Consider the following 16,930-nt stretch of genomic DNA (forward strand, 5'->3'; position numbering starts at 1 on the left):
ACCACCCGCCTCAGTGTCGAGGCCGTCGTCCCCGTATAAAATGTCGTTGCCATTTCCACCGTAGACGAAATCGTTGTCAGCCCCGCCATAAAGCGTATCGTTGCCCCAATATCCGGTGATGATGTCGACCCCGGAGCCACCGTAAATAGTGTCATCACCGCCGCCGCCGTTCAGGAGATCATCGCCTCCATAGCCGTAGATCGTGTCGTTGCCCCAACCGCCAGCCTTGAAATCGTTCCACTCAGTACCGTATATCGTTGCCATGATTAATCCCCACGTTATATCAAGCCGATGCCGTCTGTGGCCGGTCGGGTAGACTAACCCGGCGCGCTTGCCCAAAACAAGTTTTACGGTTGTCCATAGGGACAACCCCATGCGTCCGGTATAGGTCCAGGGCGCCGGACACGCGTTATTGCAACCTGCGGAAATAAGCTCCGAGTGCCCGGGGCCAGGCCAGAGCTGCTGCCAGCGAGCCGCTTAGGGAAGCGCTGAATAAATCCGTTCTGGATTTCTTAGCGCCCGCCATCGGAAAAGCGTGGTTTTCCGATGACTCACAAAATCAATGGCTTACAGCCACAGATTTTGTGAGCGCATCCTTGCGCTGCGGGAAACGCTGAATACTTCAGCGTGTCCTTAGGCCGTCACGTCAATATTGCCATTGGCAAGCAAGGTGTCGATATCCTGTCCGAACACCCCTACCAGCGTGACCAGGTCCTGGAATTCATAGTCCCCGCCCGAGCCGTCACGATCGATGCTCAACACAGTGTTTATACCCATGTCGACCGGGGTCAACATAAGAAAGGCAGCCGGCGTTTCAGAGTTATAGCCCAGTAACAAGTCCGAGATATCGAGCACATCCCCGCCGGAGTCAGGCAACAGAACGCTGAAATCCAGGATCGTATCGGTCGACGTATCGCCTGGCGTAATGTCAGCCGCTTTCCATAGGAACGTGTCACTACCTGAGCCGCCCAAAATCGTGTCCGCCCCGAGGCCGCCGCGCAGGGTATCGTTGCCGCCGCCCCCAAACAGCAGATCGGTACTTCCACCACCGTCGAGAAAGTCATCCAGGTCTGAGCCGGTGAGGTTGTCGATAAAACTGGAACCGATCACGCCTTCCATATTGCGGTACGCATCGGTACCGATTCCGGACAGCTCTCCGGTGCTCCACCATCCACCGTCGTTAGTACCCTGATTCAACGTGAAATTCAGACCGAACGTCGCGTCAGAAAAATCCAGGACGTCGTTTCCATCCGCGCCGTCCAATTCGTCATTCCCCCCACCGCCACGCAGGATATTGTCGCCCTCGTTACCGGTCAGGCTATTGGCGCCAGCACTCCCGATGACCCCCTCCATCCCGGAATAAGTGTCCGTTCCGTCCACACTGGCAGTGCCGGAACCACCTGCCCCCAGGGTGAATGACCATGCCCCGGCAACGCCGGAAAAGTCCAGAAGATCAATTCCAGCTCCGCCGTTCAAAGTGTCGTTACCCGCATTGCCTGCGAGTAGATCGTTACCGTCACCACCATTGAGAGTATCGTTGCCGGCACCGCCGAATAACAGATCGTCGCCGGCCCCGCCGTGGAGTGTGTCGTTGTGCCCACCGCCAAACAGCAGGTCGTGGCCGCCCTCGCCCCACATCACGTCGGCGCCGTAGCCTCCATAGAGAACGTCGTTACCGCCGCTGGCTGCGTCGCTCCCATCGTCGCCATAAAGCGTATCGTTCCCATTGCCGCCGAGCAGGACGTCGTCCCCGCCGTCGCCATAAAGCGTGTCATTTCCCCAGCCCCCAAGAATGACGTCAAAGCCATCGCCGCCGTGAACGATGTCATCGCCACCACCAGCATTGATCAAATCTCCGAATGCGGTGCCATTAATGATGTTGTTCCCGCTTGTACCCACAATAGCCATAACAGAATTCCTGTATTAATGATTAATGGTTTTTGGCCTCTAGCCACGCCCCGACTTGCAGGCTATCTTTCTCGGCTAGCACAAACAAGCAATAAAAGACTGTACTTAGGTACCAGACACAGTAATAAAAGCACGAGTGATGATCGGCAATGGCTCTTGATTTCGCGCTACTCGCAGTATGTCTGTTCAGAATGAAGACCCAACTGGATTCTGCAAATCAGACCAGCGTGGCCGCGCGAACAACCCATAGAAACGCCAATTGACTGGCCTGTGAATAGCCATGGAGACCGGTTTCTCAATACGACCTAAACGGACTATCTGCTGGAAACCTGCGCCGTTAATAAAAATCGGATAATCTGTCAAGCAGTACCACGGGGATTTTCAGACGAGCCCGTTTGAATCAATGCATAGTCAACTCACTTAAATTGGCCGTTTTCGGTTGTGGCGCCCACCCAATGGGGTATCCCGGTAACGAAGATGGCCTTTTTGGACCGGCGATCGCCCACCCCGTGAGCCATTTACGCCACATCAACTAGCTGGTCGTCGGGGGCCAGATCGATGGAATTCAGAAAGCCACCCATATAACCCCGCAATGCGTCCTGCACGGCATACAACTCGGCTATGCGGGCTGCGGCCTTGGCAGACGCACCCTGACCGTGTAGATCAAGCAATTCGTCGGCGAGCGTGTGGCCGTCCCGATGCAGCTTCTGCATCGCCTGAAAAACCGGGTACGCGCCGTATCGCGCCCGCCCCTCGCTGCTCACCCACTGGGCAAAGCGACACTCGTGGACGTCCAGAGGAGCTGGCCCTACTCGTTCGCCCTTGCAGCACGCCTCCAGGCCACGTATCCAGGCCCGGTGTTCAACATCCGCCAAAAGCAACGGCCACTCGTCGCGACTGACATGCGCCTGCGGACTCATCCAGGCCTCGTGTGGGTGCCAATTGCCCACCCAGACGGCGAACTCGCCAGCCGGCATCGGCCGGGCAATTCCATAGCCTTGAGCGAACTGGCAGCCCAAGCGCAACAGCAATTCGCCCTGCTCGGCTGTCTCCACGCCTTCGGCGATCACCTGCCGCCCAAAGGCCGCCGCCAAACCGAGCACGCCGTCCAGGATGGCAAGGTCATCGGCGTTATCGAGCATGCCGCGAACGAAACTTTGGTCGATCTTGATCCGCGTGACTGGCAGGTGTTTCAAATACAGCAGCGACGAATAGCCAGTACCAAAATCGTCGATCGCAAACGTCACGTCGATCTCGCGGCACGCGGCCATCACCTCGGACACGTGCTCGATGTCTTCAAGCGCACTGGTTTCGAGTACTTCAAGCTCCAGGCTGCCTTTCCTAACCCCTGGGCAGGCCGCCAGCAGTAAGCGCAGGCGGCCCACAAAATCAGGCTGCTGCAGCTGCCCGCCGCCTACGTTCACGCTGACCGGAATATCCAGCCCGGCTGCTTGCCAGGCCTGCATCTGCGCCAACGCGGCGCTGATCACCCATTCGCCCAGATCAACGCTGGCCGCGTGATCCTCGAGCAATGGCAGGAACTCCCCGGGCTGCAACAGGCCACGCACCGGGTGCTGCCAGCGGATCAAGGCTTCGGCGCCGACTACCTCACCGGTGCGCATGTTTACCTTGGGCTGGTAATGCAGCACGAACTCATGCGCCTGCAGGGCGCGTCGAATCTCGCCCAGGCTTTCGTGGCGATGCCGGACCACGTCATCCATGTCGGGATCGTAGATCTCGTAGCGGTTCTTGCCCGCGAGCTTGGCCTGGTAAAGCGCCTGATCGGCCTGGCGCACCAGGTGTTCAGGGCCGACTTCCTGGGCCTGCGGATAGAAGGTCACCCCGATGCTGGCAGACACGCGAAGCACCAGATCGTCCAGGGACACTGGATCAGATGCGGCCGCCAGCAGTCGACCCAGTAGCGGCACGTAATCGTCTTCGCGGCTCATGTCGTTGAGCACGAGAACGAACTCGTCCCCACCCATTCTGGCCAGGGTATCGCCTTCACGCAGAGCCGCTTTGAGACGACGGGCGATGGTAATCAGGAGTGCATCACCCTGGCCGTGACCATAGGTGTCGTTCACCGCCTTGAAGGCGTCAAGATCGAGATAGAGCACCGCCAGACGGTCCGCGCGGCGCTCCGCCTGCGCCATCGCCTGCTGCAATCGGTCAGCTAACAGCGCCCGATTCGGCAGGCCGGTCAAGGCATCGTGGTAGGCGATGTCCTCAAGCTTGCGCTGCTGCTCCTTGAGCACCGAAATATCGGTCAGCACCGCCACATAGTGTGTGGGCTCACCAGTCGCGTCGAGCACCGAATTTATGTTCAGAATTGCCGGATAGAACTTGCCGTTCTTGCGCCGGTTCCGAACCTCGCCCTGCCACTGCCCGACGTCCGCCAGGTCACGCCAGATGGCGACCGTGAATCCGGCTCCTTGGTCTTTGGTCTCGAACTCGTGGGCGCTGCGTCCCACCAGCTCGGCGCGCCCATAGCCGGTAATCCGCGAATAGGCAGCGTTGACGTTGACGATATGGCCCGTCGCATCCGCGATCACAATGCCTTCACTGGCATGGGTAAATACGCTGGCGGCGATTTCCAGCTGTTCCTCTCCGCGTCGGCGCTCGGTGATATTGCTGGCCAGCACGATGAATCGCTGCGGCGTGCTGTCCTCGACCCTGCTCACGGACAACTCGAACCAGAGATTCTTGGCGGTTTGGATCTGCTGACCATAGGCCCGGCCCTTGGTGGCCGCCTCGCTCAAGGCCAGATACACCTGGCCGACAGCCTGCTCGGGTAAGACCTCGGACACTGGGTGTCCCAGAAGTTTGTCCCGGCTGACGGAGAAAGTATCCCAACTGCTCGCCCAGACGTTCAGGATGCGACCGCTGGCGTCAAGCTCCAGCATCGGATGGGGTACGGCCGACAGGATGGCTTTTTGCGCTGCCATCGATTGCTCCAACGCCGTGCCGGCGTGCGCAAGCAACCGATTACGGCGCGCCAACAGCACCAGCTGGATACCGATGCACACGAGGCCCACGGCCAGGATAATCCCGGCAATCTGAAATTTTTGCCATGCATCACGCCAGGTGAATCCAGGCGTCTGATCGTAAGGCGGGATGCGCAGTGCGCGGGCCAGATTCTCCACCGCCAGATAATCCATCGGCGGAGCAAAGCCACCAAAACCGGTGGCCGGGACCGGCGGCATGGCGAACAGGGCACTGGCAACGCGGCGCACGGTGCGCTCGTCCACATGCGGCAACGCAACAATGGGCCACTCGGGATAAAGGCGCGTGGAGGCAGCGAACGGATACCCGGCCAGATTCTGGAGGTTAAGGATGCGCAGGCTGGCCGGGTCAAGCTTACCGGCGGCCGTCAGAGTCTCGATCGTGCCGGTACGCACGAAACCCGCGTCGGCCCGTCCCTCCAGCACCGCGCTGACCACGGCATCGTAACTGCCGAGCACCTGCAGCGCGACGCCACTGGGCATGTGGATACCCGCTCGTTCAAGTTCATAGGCCTGACTCGGATAACCCCCGAGAAACTGCTTTCCGGGAATCGCAATCCGCTTTCCCTTCAGGTCCGCCACCGTGTTGATACCACCCCGCGCCGCGGCGGTGACGATGACGCCACCCAGACTGGTGGTGGCCTGCCCATCGTGCAGGCTCATCAGGGTGGCAAGCGCGCCACTCAGGCTGCTACGACTGCGCAGCGTGACGTAAAAACTCGGCCCAACCAGCGCCAGATCAAGCCGGCTGGCCCGGAGGGCATGTTCCATCTCGTCCTGGTCCAACACCACCAGATCGACCTGAATGCCCGGCAGGTGCGCAGTCAGGTAATCCGCAAGCGGCTGATACTGTGCCTCGATGGCCGGTTTGGGCCGTTCGGCCAGAACTCCAAGGACCAGTACCTCGGCGTGAGCAAACCCCAGGCTCGACAGCGCCAGCGCTGTCAGTAACAGGAGCTGGCTGCGGACCCTCACAGGAAGAATGCTTCTTCTGACGGCAAGAAACCCGCGTCGACCAGATCGACCAGAGGGTTGCCCAGCGGCACGAGCCGATCGTGCGTCATGACCTCGTTCAGTCGGCGGACCTCCTGCTCAAACAAAGACCCCGGCGCGAGGTAGTGACGGTTGCCAGCCAGGTCGGGCAAGCTCACGCCAGCCATGGCGCGCACGACCTCGCTGGCGCGGATGCCCTGATGCGCGGCGATGCGATACACGGCGTCCGGCCGGTTATTGCGAAGGTGCTCCAGGGCTCGAAAATGCGCACCCAGCAATGCCCGGAGTGCATCTTCGCGCCCGGGCAGGCGATCATGCCGCACAGCCAGCACGCCAAAGCGATTCGCCGGCATCTTGCGGCTGTCCAGCAGCTTCACGGCGCCTTCGCGTAACAGCAAGGCGGCATTCGGCCCATAGGTCACTACCGCATCCACCCGGCGTTCGCGCCAGGCGGCAAGCTGCTGATCGGGCGACAATTCGACGACGGTCACAGCATCCGCTGCGAGTCCCGCTTCCATAAGCGAGTATTTGAGTACCAGCGCGCCCATGGCCGAACGCTCCACACCGATGCGTTTTCCGGCCAGGTTGGCGAGCCGCGTGATGCCCGGCTGCGCCAACACCATGTCGACGCCGGACGAGACATCCAGCACCAACACCACGGTCAGCCGCAGACCACCCGCGCGCGCGCGCACGACCTCATCCAGCGTCAAGGTCGCAGCATCCAGCGTGCCCGCCTTGAGCGCGGCCAGCGAATCACGGGCAGCCCCTTCCTGTTGGAAAGCCACGCCAGGCGGCAACCAACCAAACTCGCCAGCCAGGTAGAACGACTCGTAACCGATCCACGGATGAACGCCCACGGACAGTGGCTTGGCCGGAACGCAGGCCGCCAGCCACAGCGGCAGGCTGGCACAGGCAACGAATCGGGCAAACAACAGGCGGCGAACCATTCACAATCTCCTGGGGTCGGTTGCCAATGTCGACCGTTCCCAGGAAATCCTTGAGCAACAGACCAGACCCAACGGCCCTACACCACGTTGCTGTTCGCTGCTCGTGATCCACGCGGGCCGGGCCGGTCTGTTACGACAGCGGATGGCGGCGGCTGGTGCAGAAGGAGGTGCATCCATTCCGGCTCCGGTGCCTCATGCACATCGAACCGGCACCCCGATGAAGTGTGGCGAAAGCGCCTGCTGCCCGACCCCAGGGCGCGACCAATCTGCGGTGTTGATCACCGGGTCGTTTTGGACGATGAATAACCGGTATCTGCGCTGGTCACGGTCTAGCGTACGCACTTCCCGTCAGCGCCACATACCGGTGCATCCGAGAGGGTTACACCCGGCCCAACAACACGACCGGCCCCGGGCAAACCAGAACATCGGTTCCAATCACACACCGACACTGGCCAGCCTGGTATCAGACGGATATATAGCTTTGGAAAACTTGGCGGCGACAGCCACGCCCGCACCGGACAGCACCCGATGTCCGTGGGTGGAGCAGTGGACTCAAGCCACGCCGCTGTGGCCTTGCTTTGGCTCTATTGGCAAAACGCCGAGGCTGCGGACCCGATCAGGGCAGTGAAACGTCCCTGACCGCACCTTAGTGGATTCGGCATTGCCCGGCCCACCACGCAACTGGCGGGCAAGCGTCCCTCTGCGGCCGGCTAGGCCGGCCGCTGCACCATCTGCTCCATGAGCGCCCGGATCTCGTCCGGAATACGTACTTCGGTCAGGTCGAGCTTGCCGTTGATGAGGTCAGCGTGAAAGCACTTGCTCACCGGCGGCATGCCGGCGCCGATCCGGCGCCACTGCTCACCTTCGTCCTGTGTCATCCAGACCTCGCCGTCGGTGTTGCCAATGAACACCCGGCAGGCATCGCCCATGGCCTCCAGGCACATGGCCTCGACCGAAGGACGGATTTCCGCCGGCAACCCGCCACGGGCGTACTGCCAGCTGTCGCCACCGTCCCGGGAACGGGCAATGCTCACGTCAGCGCTGCCCTTGACCCAGGTGTCCGGCGTGGCGAAGGCGCCGCTGACAAACATCGTCTCCGGCCGGCGCGGGTGGTAGACCAGCGGGTCGGCATAGCCAATCTTGCGGGTTTGCTCTTTCATCTCGAACCAGGTTTTTCCACTATCGTCGCTGCGATTGAAAAAAAAGCCGTTGGCCAGGAACAGGCGACCGCTTCGGGTTGGATGCAACAGCACGCGGTGGGCGTCGTTAGGCATGCCGGCGGTGTGTTCGATCCAGGTCTGGCCGGCGTCGCGGCTGCTGTACAGACCACCCTGCTCGACGCAGATATAGATGGCGTTCGCGTCCTGCGGGTCGACGGCGATCTGCTTGATGTGGGCGACGAACGGCGGCGCCGGGAACATCCAGCCGTCCCGGCCGGTGGTCGCCTCAAGGCCTGTCAGACGCTGCCAGGACTCGCCAAAATCCCGGCTCTCGAACAGCGCCGCCGGCTCGGTACCCGCATACAGCCGCACCTTGCCGTCCGGGCGGCGCACGCTGGTCATGCTGAACACGTTGCTGTGTTCAAGACCCTTGCTGGCCGGCTGCCAGTGCCGGCCATCCGGACTTACGAACACCCCGGCATCGTGGGTACCGGCGTAGTAATTGCCACTGACCGGCTCGGCTATCAGGGCACAGACGTGGTGTTCGGTCAGGCCCCGGCCGACTTCTCGCCAGCTGTCAGACAGTTCTTCAAGTTCCACCACGCCACCCTGGGTACCGACCAGCAAGCGGCCGGACCAGGCAGGTGAGTCGTAAACGCTGCCGCCGCCGGGTGAAAGACAGATATTCATGGGCCTTACTCCTAATGTTGTGGACGTGGCTAGATCAGGCTGACTAGGCAAACTGTACCGCGGCTTCGGGCGGCGCTGCAGCCGAGCGACGGCGCTGGTCGCGCAACATGTCCAGCGCTTCTGCCGCAGCATACTGCTCGCCGGCAAAGCGTTCCACGAAGCGCCCGCCACGCAGCTCGCCACGTGCCTCAAGCCGGCGGTAAACATAGAGCAACTCGCGCCAGGCGGGGATGACGGTCTCGCCCTCCAGCGCGGCCCGAAACACCACCCCGTGGCGTAGCAGTAGCGTATGAGCAACGTGTTCGATGGCGGCATCACGCTGTTTGGAATCGATCGCGTCGCTGAGCGCGGGCAACAGCGACCAGCGACCAGCGGCGCCGACGCCGGCCACCCGGAGTCGCGGGCTGCGGTAGCGGCGCGGCGCAAAACTCGGACGCTGACTGGCGGGCGTGATCAGCGTTCGCAAGCCGGAAAAGCTGTCCGACGTGACCAGCCCCAACGCCACCAGCTCGGCCAGGGCTTGCTCCACCTGCGTGCGCAGCAGGCCCGTGGCGCTGACCAGATCGGCAAAAAACGACGCGCCCAGCGCCGCCATCGCGTCCCGCACCCGGGCCGCGGGCGACGACAAGCTTGGCTCGATAGCTGACGGGCGAATCAGCGCGCGCCAATAATGCAGATGCTCGCGCGGCACCAGCGCAATCGGCGTGCTGCGCACCGGTGACACGGCGCGCGGGCGCTCGCGGCTCAGGCGTGGCGGGAGCAGACGCAACCACGCCACGCGCCCTTCGGCACACAGCTGATCGAGCCAGAACGGCAGATAGCCGACCATTCGCGCCGGCAGCAGGTCGCCTTCCCAGGCCGCTGCCGGCTGGGGCAGACCTTCCAGTTGTTCGATGACGGCGTACAGCGCCTGTGGCCCTTCACACGGCTCGTCCAGGCCCTGCCAGCGGCGCAGGAAACGGCGGTAGTCGACCTCGCTGACTGGCGCGATTTCGCGCCGCCGCCGGTCCAGGCTGTAGCGGTGAATGCGGGCCAACAGGCCGCGTTCGCACCATTCCTCATCAATGCTGTCTGGCGTGTAGCGCCCACGCAAAGCAAAGCCTTCGCCCTCCAGGGCCAGCAGGGCCGGTTCGATGCTCGTCGGGGACAGGCCAAGCGATGCTGCGAGCTGTACCTGCGTGACTGGACCGAGCCCCTCCAGACGGCTGCGCAGCAGCTCGCGCAGGGCGTCCTGCGGCGTGGGTGCCGGGCCATCGGTGATGGCCGCAATCGGCGGGCTGGCTACGCCGGCAGGCAATACGGCACGGGCTTCGGCCAGGCGCTCGGCCGCCACCCACAGCGCGACCGAGTCGGTGGTCAGACAGGTCGCCCGCCCGTCCACGGCCAGCGCCGTCAGGCTTTGCCTCCACACGGCCTGGCGCGCCGCCTCGGCGGCGCTGATAAAGCCCAGCAGCAGCAGCGCGTCATGCAACTCGTCGTCGCTGTGCGCCTGTGGCCAGGCCTCGACGCGCACGCGGTCGATGGCGTCCTGCAGCAACACTCCCAGCGCCGCGCTGGCCGACAGATCCGCCGGCGCCGGGCGTACGGCCAGCGTACGCCGCTCCTCGGCCGGCACATCGTCCAGAAAGGCATACGGCCGCGCATTGAGAATCTCTTCGGCCAGCGGCGAGGGGGCGGTGAGGTCGCAGGTCAGAATGCGAATAGCGCCGCTTTCGATGCCGGCCAGGACGCCCAGAAAGCCATCCACGTCCATGGATTCGCTCAGGCAGTCGACAACGGTCTGCTGCACCAGCGGATGGTTCGGGACGCTGCGCTCGGCGTTCAGATTCTCGGCACAGGCGATCTGGTCCGGAAACACCGCGGCGACCAGATCCTGCGCGTCGTTGCGCTGCCACTGTGGTGGCGCGCGCCGGCCACCGCGCTGGCGCAGGATGGCCAGCGCCGCGGTCGCCACCCAGCGCCAGCGCGCCTCGAACAGTGGCGCGGCAATCAAGGCCTGGATCAGCACCTCGCGCGCGCTGGCGAGTTTCAGGTAGCCAGCCGGTTCGTGCAGTGGAAAGCTGTGCACCGCCCCCAGCGAGATAACGATGCTGTCCTCCAGCGCCGCCGCCTGCAGCTCGAAGTTGAAGCGCCGGCAAAAGCGCTTGCGCAGGGCCAGGCCCCAGGCCTTGTTGATGCGCGAACCGAACGGCGCGTGGATGACCAGGTGCTGGTCGCCGGTCTGGTCGAAAAAACGCTCGAAAATCACCGTATCCAGTGTCGGCAACGCTCCGAGCGCCGCCCTGGCCGCCGCCAGATAATCGACCAGCTGCCGCGCGGCCGCCAGCGGCAGACACAGCCGTTCGGTGAGCGCCGCCACGGCGGCCGGCGGTCCGCCGTCATCCAGCCACATGGCCAGGTCCTGGCGCAATCGCGACACCGCGGCTGACAGCTCGTTGGTACGACCGGGCGCCTCGCCGAACCAGAACGGTATGTTGGGCGGCTGGCCGTGCGCATCCTGAACGAACATGCGCCCGGTCTCGACCTTAAGAATGCGGTAGGACACGTTGCCAAGCTGAAAGATGTCTCCGGGCAGGCTCTCGAAGGCAAAGTCCTCATTCACGCTGCCGATACGCAAACTGTCTGGCGTCAGCAGCACGTCGCAGTCGAACTGATCCGGGATCACTCCGCCATTGGTCACCGCCGCCAGGGCCGCGCCGCGGCGGGCGCGCAGCCGGCCGTGTACGGCATCGCGGTGCAGGTACGCGCCGCGTCGGCCACGGCGCGTGGTGTAGCCATCGGCCAGCATCTTGACCACCGCGGTGTAGTCCGCGCGCGCCAGTTGCCGGTATGGATGGGCACGCGTCAAACAGCGGTACAGGTCGGCCTCGTCCCATTCCCGGGCTGCAACCTCGGCCACGATTTGCTGCGCCAGCACATCGAGCGGCGCCTGCGGGATGCCAATGGCGTCCAGTTCGTCCCGCCGCACCGCATCCAGCAACGCCGTGCATTCGACCAGATCGTCCCGCGACAGCGGAAACAGACGTCCCTTGGGCAGGCCGCCCACGGTGTGGCCGGAGCGCCCGACCCGCTGCAAAAAAGTGGCAATGGACTTGGGCGACGCGAGCTGACACACCAGGTCGACGTCGCCAATGTCGATACCCAGCTCCAGCGAAGCCGTGCACACCAGCGCCTTGAGCTGGCCGGATTTGAGGCGCTGTTCGGCATCCAGCCGGTGGCGCCGGGCCAGGCTGCCGTGGTGGGCGGTGACGAACTCCTCGCCGATGCGTTCGGCCAGGTGGCGCGCCGCCCGTTCTGCCAGGCGCCGCGTGTTGACGAACACCAGCGTGGTGCGGTGTTCAGCAACCAGCGCCGCCAGGCGGTCGTAGACCTCGGTCCAGACCTCGTTCGCCATGACCGCGGTCAACGGTGAGTCTGGCACTTCGATCGCGAGGTCCCGCTCGCGCACATGACCGGTGTCGATCACCGCGCAGTCGCCGTCGGCACCGACCAGATAGTCGGCAATCCGGCGGATCGGCTTTTGGGTGGCCGACAAACCAATGCGTAGCGGCGACGCGCCGATCAGCGCGGTAAGGCGTTCCAGCGACAGCATCAGGTGACAACCGCGCTTGCTGGCCGCCATGGCGTGGATTTCGTCGACGATGACAGTCCGCACGCCCCCGAGCATGACGCGACCGGACTTGGAGGTCAGCAGGATGTACAGCGACTCTGGCGTGGTCACCAGAATATGCGGTGGCTGGCGGCGCTGACGCTCGCGCTCGGCCTGCGGCGTGTCACCCGTGCGCACCCCGGCGCGGATCGGCACGTCCGGCAGGCCGCGCATCAGCAACTCGTCGCGGATACCGGCCAGCGGCAGTTGCAGGTTCTTGTGAATATCCGCCGACAACGCCCGCAGCGGCGACACGTACAGCACCTGTACGCCTTCGGGCAGCGGCCGCGCCAAACCGACGCGGACCAGATCGTCGATGACGGTCAGAAAGGCCGCCAGCGTCTTGCCCGAGCCGGTTGGCGCGGCGAGCAGGGTGTGCTGCCCGCCACGGATGGCCGGCCAGGCGGCCAGCTGCGCCGACGTTGGCCCGGCAAAGGTCTTGTCGAACCAGGCGGCAACCGCGGGATGAAAAACACTCAGCGGCATTGACACCTACCCGCCGTGGATCTGCCAGACATGGCCCACTATGCCGCAGCACCCCCCCGGCGCCCAGCCCCCGGGGCGGCCAACGAACCGGCGAACAGGACAGCGGCGACGCGGTTTGTTATACAGGCTCAGGACACTAGGGCGCGGCCGGTCGGCCATACCCGGATGCCTACCCGACCGAGAGGAACATACGAATGAAAGTCGTTGCCTTCAACCTGATGCCGTACAAGGATTTGCCGGCGGACTTCGAGACCCGATACGACAGCGTATGGGTCACCATCCCGCGCAAGCTGTACGACCCGCGCAAGGGCCACCAGTACTACCACGACTACCTGGACGCGCTGGAAACCGCGGTGGACCTGGGCTACGACGCGGTCGGCGTGAACGAGCATCACAGCAACGGCTACGGCCTGATGCCCTCGCCAAACCTGATGGCGTCGATCCTGTCGCGCAAGGTGCGCCATTCGGACACCACCTCGGTGGTGGTGCTCGGCAACAGCCTGGCGCTGTACAACCCGCCGATCCGCGTGGCCGAGGAAATGGCCATGCTGGACGTGCTGTCGGGCGGCAAGTTCATCGCCGGCTTTCCGGTCGGCACCTCCATGGACACCAACTACGTCTACGGCATCAACCCGTCGGAGATGCGCGAGCGCTACTACGAGGCGCACGAGCTGGTGATGAAGGCCTGGACCACGGATGAAGTGTTCACCTGGAACGGCAAGTACAACCAGCTGCGCTACGTGAACACCTGGCCGCGCACCGCCCAGCGCCCGCACCCGCCGGTGTGGATTCCCGGCGGCGGCAGCGTCGAGACCTACGACTTCTCGCTGCTGAACGACTACTCGTTCTCGTACCTGTCGTTCTTCGGCCACAAGTACGCCAAGAAGGTGATGGGACCGTTCTGGGACCGCGCCGATGCGCTCGGCAAGGACCGCAACCCCTACCGCGCCGGCTACGCGCAGTTCATCTGCGTATCGGAAACCGACGCCCAGGCGCAGATCGATTACGAGGAACACGTCAAGTACTTCTTCGCCAAGTGCATGCACATCGATCCGCGCTTCGTCGAGGCGCCGGGCTATCGCACCCCGGCCAGCCTGCGCGCCGGGTTGCGCTCGCAGCTCGATGGCACGGCCAAGTTCGGCAAGTCGGTCCTGGACGAAGGCTTCGGCTGGAAGGAACTGGTGGAAAGCGGCTACATCATCGCCGGTTCGCCGGAAACGGTGCGCGAGCAGATCATCGAGGCGGCGCGCGAACTGCATGTCGGCAACCTGATCTGGCTGTTCCATTGCGGCTCCATGCCCCAGCACCTGTCCTTGAAGAACCTGAACCTGTTTGCCGAGGGGGTGCTGCCGCACATCCGCAACCTGTGGCCCGAATGGGATGCGTCGGCGTTCTGGCCGAGCGGCTTTGGCGAAGATCCGCCGGCCAACACCGACGCCCGCCGCAGCGCCGCCTGAGGGATACCGACATGCCACAACCCACCGAGCACACCTACCAGGTCAACCGCCGCCTGGCCATTGACACCCTGGAAGCCGGCCAGGGCGAGCCGCTGCTGTTCCTGCACGGCGCCGGCGGCCTGGCCTGGGATCCCTACCTCGATGCCCTGGCCGAGCATTACCGGGTCATCGCGCCGTTCATGCCGGGCACCTCGAAGTCCAACGATATCAGCCAGGTACGCGACCTGTGGGACCTGGTGCTGGGCTACTACGACCTGCTGGACGCCTTGCATATCGATGCCGTCGATGTCGTCGGGCACTCCATGGGCGGCATGATCGCCTGCGAAATCGCCGCCACCGACCAAAGCCGCGTCAAGCGCCTGGTGGCCATTGCGCCGGCCGGTGTATTCGACATCGACAACCCGATGCCGGACATCTTCGCCATGCGCCCACGGGATCTTGCCGCGCGTATGTTGGTCGACCCGGACTCGCCGATCGCCAAGGCGATCGCCACGCTCCCGGACGACGTCGACGACCAGGTCGAGGTGCTGATCCAGCGCCTGTCCACGCTGAACGCCGCCGCCAAGTTTCTGTGGCCCATTCCCGACAAGGGCCTGGATCGCCGGCTGCCGCGCATCAAGGCACCGACACTGTTGATGTGGGGTCGGCAGGACGGTCTGATTCCCGTCGCCTACGCCGACATTTTCATGGCGGGCATGCCACATGCACACCTCGAAGTTCTGGATCAGGCCTCACACCTGGTACAGATCGAGCGCCTGCCCGACGCGCTTCGCCTGACCCTGGCAGCCCTGCAGGGACCGGCCTCAACCGCCGCCTGAAACGGGCATGGTCAAGCCTGGGAAGAATTTGTTCGGCCCATCCTCGGCGCGACGCCATCACCTCACTGAACAGTTGTGTAGGTCGGGGTGATAGCTGCATCATTCCCCTGCCCGCGCTAAGCGGACACCGGCGAATCCACCCTGGCCGGCCCGCCGTGTCACGGACGGCTCCCGTACCACCTGGCGACCACGCCGACAGAACCTGGAGGAAGAACCCATGGATGCCCGTGTGCGTGAGCTGCCGCTGAAGGATTTTTCCCGCTACGTGGATGCCCGCCCGGACCAGGGCGTGCTGCGCATGCACCTGGATCTGTTCCGCGATCCGGAATTGTTCGAACTCGAAATGCGCTACATCTACGAGCGCTCATGGGTATTCGTCGGCCACGCGGCGCAGCTGCCGCAACCGCACGACTTCCTGACTGGCGTCATTGGTCGCACGCCAATCGTCACCCAGCGCGGCGCCGATGGCGTGGTGCGCGCCTTCCTGAACCACTGTAGCCACCGTGGCGCGCTGCTCGCCACAACCCAGGCCGGCAACACCCAGCGCCACAAGTGCCCCTACCACGGCTGGATGTTCGACAGCGCCGGCAAATGCCTGCAGGTCGCCGACGAGACAGCTGGTGCCTACACCGACGCCTTTCGCGGTCTCGACCACGACCTGCACCAGGTGGCACGGCTGGAGGAATACCGTGGCTTTTTCTTTGCCAGCCTGAACCCGGACGTCATGCCCCTGAGCGAGTACCTCGGCGATGCCCGCGTGTTCATGGACTCGTGGATCGATCAGTCACCGGAGGGGCTGGAGATCGTGCGCGGTGACGCCAACTTCACCTACGGTGGCAACTGGAAACTGGTGTTCGAGAACTGCCTCGACATCTACCATGCCAAGACCCTGCATGCGAGCTTCGGCACCATGGTGATGAATCGCGTCAAACGCCAGGGCAAGGACCAGAACCGCTCGGTCGATCTGAACACCTTCATCAACGCCGACGCGCAAGTGTCGTACTACACATTTCCCAATGGCCACGGCGCCATGTGGCTGCGCGGCGCCGGCAAGCGCGAGGATCGACCAAGCTACGCCATGTGGCAGGAGATGGCCGCTCGCGTTGGCGAAGCCAGGGCCGACATGATGGTCAGCGGGCGTGTCATCGCCATTTTTCCGAACATCCTGCTGGTGGAAAGCGCCACCTTCCAGATGCGCCTGATCCGGCCGGTGGCGGTGGACAAGACCGAGGTCTACGCCTTTTGCCTGGCGCCCAAGGGCGAGCCGGCACCCGCCCGCGCCCTGCGCATTCGCCAGTACGAGGACTTTTTCAGCGCCACCGGCGTCGCCACGCCGGACGACACCGCCGTCTACGAGCGCGTCCAGGCCGGGGATCAGGCCCGCGTCATCGAATGGAACCAGGGCTACCACCGGGGCCTTGAGTTGCTGCGCGAGGGACCGGACCCGGCCGCCGCCACCATCGGCCTTAATCCCATCCATTCCATCAGCGGCAACATCGGCATTCAGGGCGAGGCGGCTTACCTGGGCACCTACAACGCCTGGCTGGAACAGATGGAGCGCGGCCAGGCACACGCCGCGGCGGGGCAGCCATGAGTCATGCCGATCTACTCGCCACCGGCAGCGAACTGCTGTTTCGCGAGGGCTACTGCCTCGACCGCCAGCAATGGCAGGACTGGCTCGCACTGTTCACCGAAGACTGCGAGCTGTGGGCACCGTCGTGGGTAGGTGAGCACCAACAAATCAGCGATCCGCAAACGGAGATTTCCCTGCTGTATCTAGCTGGCCGTTCACGCCTGCAGGAGCGGGTGGAGCGCGCCGT

10 protein-coding genes are annotated in these 16,930 nt (G+C 63.8%); 4 read left to right on the top strand and 6 right to left on the bottom strand.

Annotation, left to right across the window (positions count from 1 at the left end; genetic code table 11):
• From ABZF37_RS09405 to ABZF37_RS09430, 6 genes are all read right to left on the bottom strand, one after another.
• Positions 1-264, bottom strand: a 264-nt coding sequence (locus tag ABZF37_RS09405; protein WP_372719213.1) for a calcium-binding protein, incomplete at its 3' end; no start/stop codon positions are given.
• Between the two features lie 369 nt (positions 265-633).
• Positions 634-1,908, bottom strand: coding sequence for a calcium-binding protein (locus ABZF37_RS09410; RefSeq protein WP_372719215.1), 1,275 nt, complete (start codon positions 1,906-1,908; stop codon positions 634-636).
• A gap of 518 nt (positions 1,909-2,426) precedes the next feature.
• The gene (locus ABZF37_RS09415) at positions 2,427-5,885 is read right to left on the bottom strand and encodes an EAL domain-containing protein (RefSeq protein WP_372719217.1); all 3,459 of its coding nucleotides are present in this window, start codon (positions 5,883-5,885) and stop codon (positions 2,427-2,429) included.
• Positions 5,882-6,850: an ABC transporter substrate-binding protein gene (locus ABZF37_RS09420; RefSeq protein ID WP_372719219.1), complete on the bottom strand. Its 969-nt coding sequence runs from the start codon at positions 6,848-6,850 to the stop codon at positions 5,882-5,884. Before ABZF37_RS09420 ends, ABZF37_RS09415 begins: the two co-directional genes overlap by 4 nt.
• Positions 6,851-7,560: 710 nt before the next feature.
• Positions 7,561-8,700 carry a WD40/YVTN/BNR-like repeat-containing protein gene (locus tag ABZF37_RS09425; RefSeq protein WP_372719221.1) on the bottom strand — a complete coding sequence of 380 codons (1,140 nt, stop codon included), beginning with the start codon at positions 8,698-8,700 and terminating at the stop codon, positions 7,561-7,563.
• 43 nt (positions 8,701-8,743) lie between these two features.
• Entirely contained in the window at positions 8,744-12,835 is a 4,092-nt protein-coding gene (locus tag ABZF37_RS09430) for a DEAD/DEAH box helicase (protein WP_372719223.1), read from the bottom strand.
• 194 nt (positions 12,836-13,029) lie between these two features.
• Here ABZF37_RS09430 and ABZF37_RS09435 point away from each other — a divergent pair, with 194 nt between their 5' ends.
• The 4 genes from ABZF37_RS09435 to ABZF37_RS09450 all read left to right on the top strand — a co-directional run.
• Positions 13,030-14,292: an LLM class flavin-dependent oxidoreductase gene (locus tag ABZF37_RS09435; RefSeq protein WP_372719225.1), complete on the top strand. Its 1,263-nt coding sequence runs from the start codon at positions 13,030-13,032 to the stop codon at positions 14,290-14,292.
• 11 nt (positions 14,293-14,303) lie between these two features.
• Entirely contained in the window at positions 14,304-15,110 is an 807-nt protein-coding gene (locus ABZF37_RS09440; RefSeq protein WP_372719227.1) for an alpha/beta fold hydrolase, read from the top strand.
• Positions 15,111-15,327: 217 nt separating this feature from the next.
• A complete protein-coding gene (locus ABZF37_RS09445; protein WP_372719229.1) occupies positions 15,328-16,704 on the top strand; it encodes an SRPBCC family protein in 1,377 nt (458 codons plus the stop codon).
• Positions 16,701-16,930, top strand: a 230-nt coding sequence (locus ABZF37_RS09450) for an aromatic-ring-hydroxylating dioxygenase subunit beta (RefSeq protein ID WP_372719231.1), incomplete at its 3' end; no start/stop codon positions are given. The genes ABZF37_RS09445 and ABZF37_RS09450, both read left to right, overlap by 4 nt.

The organism is Immundisolibacter sp. (assembly GCF_041601295.1).
Lineage (GTDB): Bacteria > Pseudomonadota > Gammaproteobacteria > Immundisolibacterales > Immundisolibacteraceae > Immundisolibacter.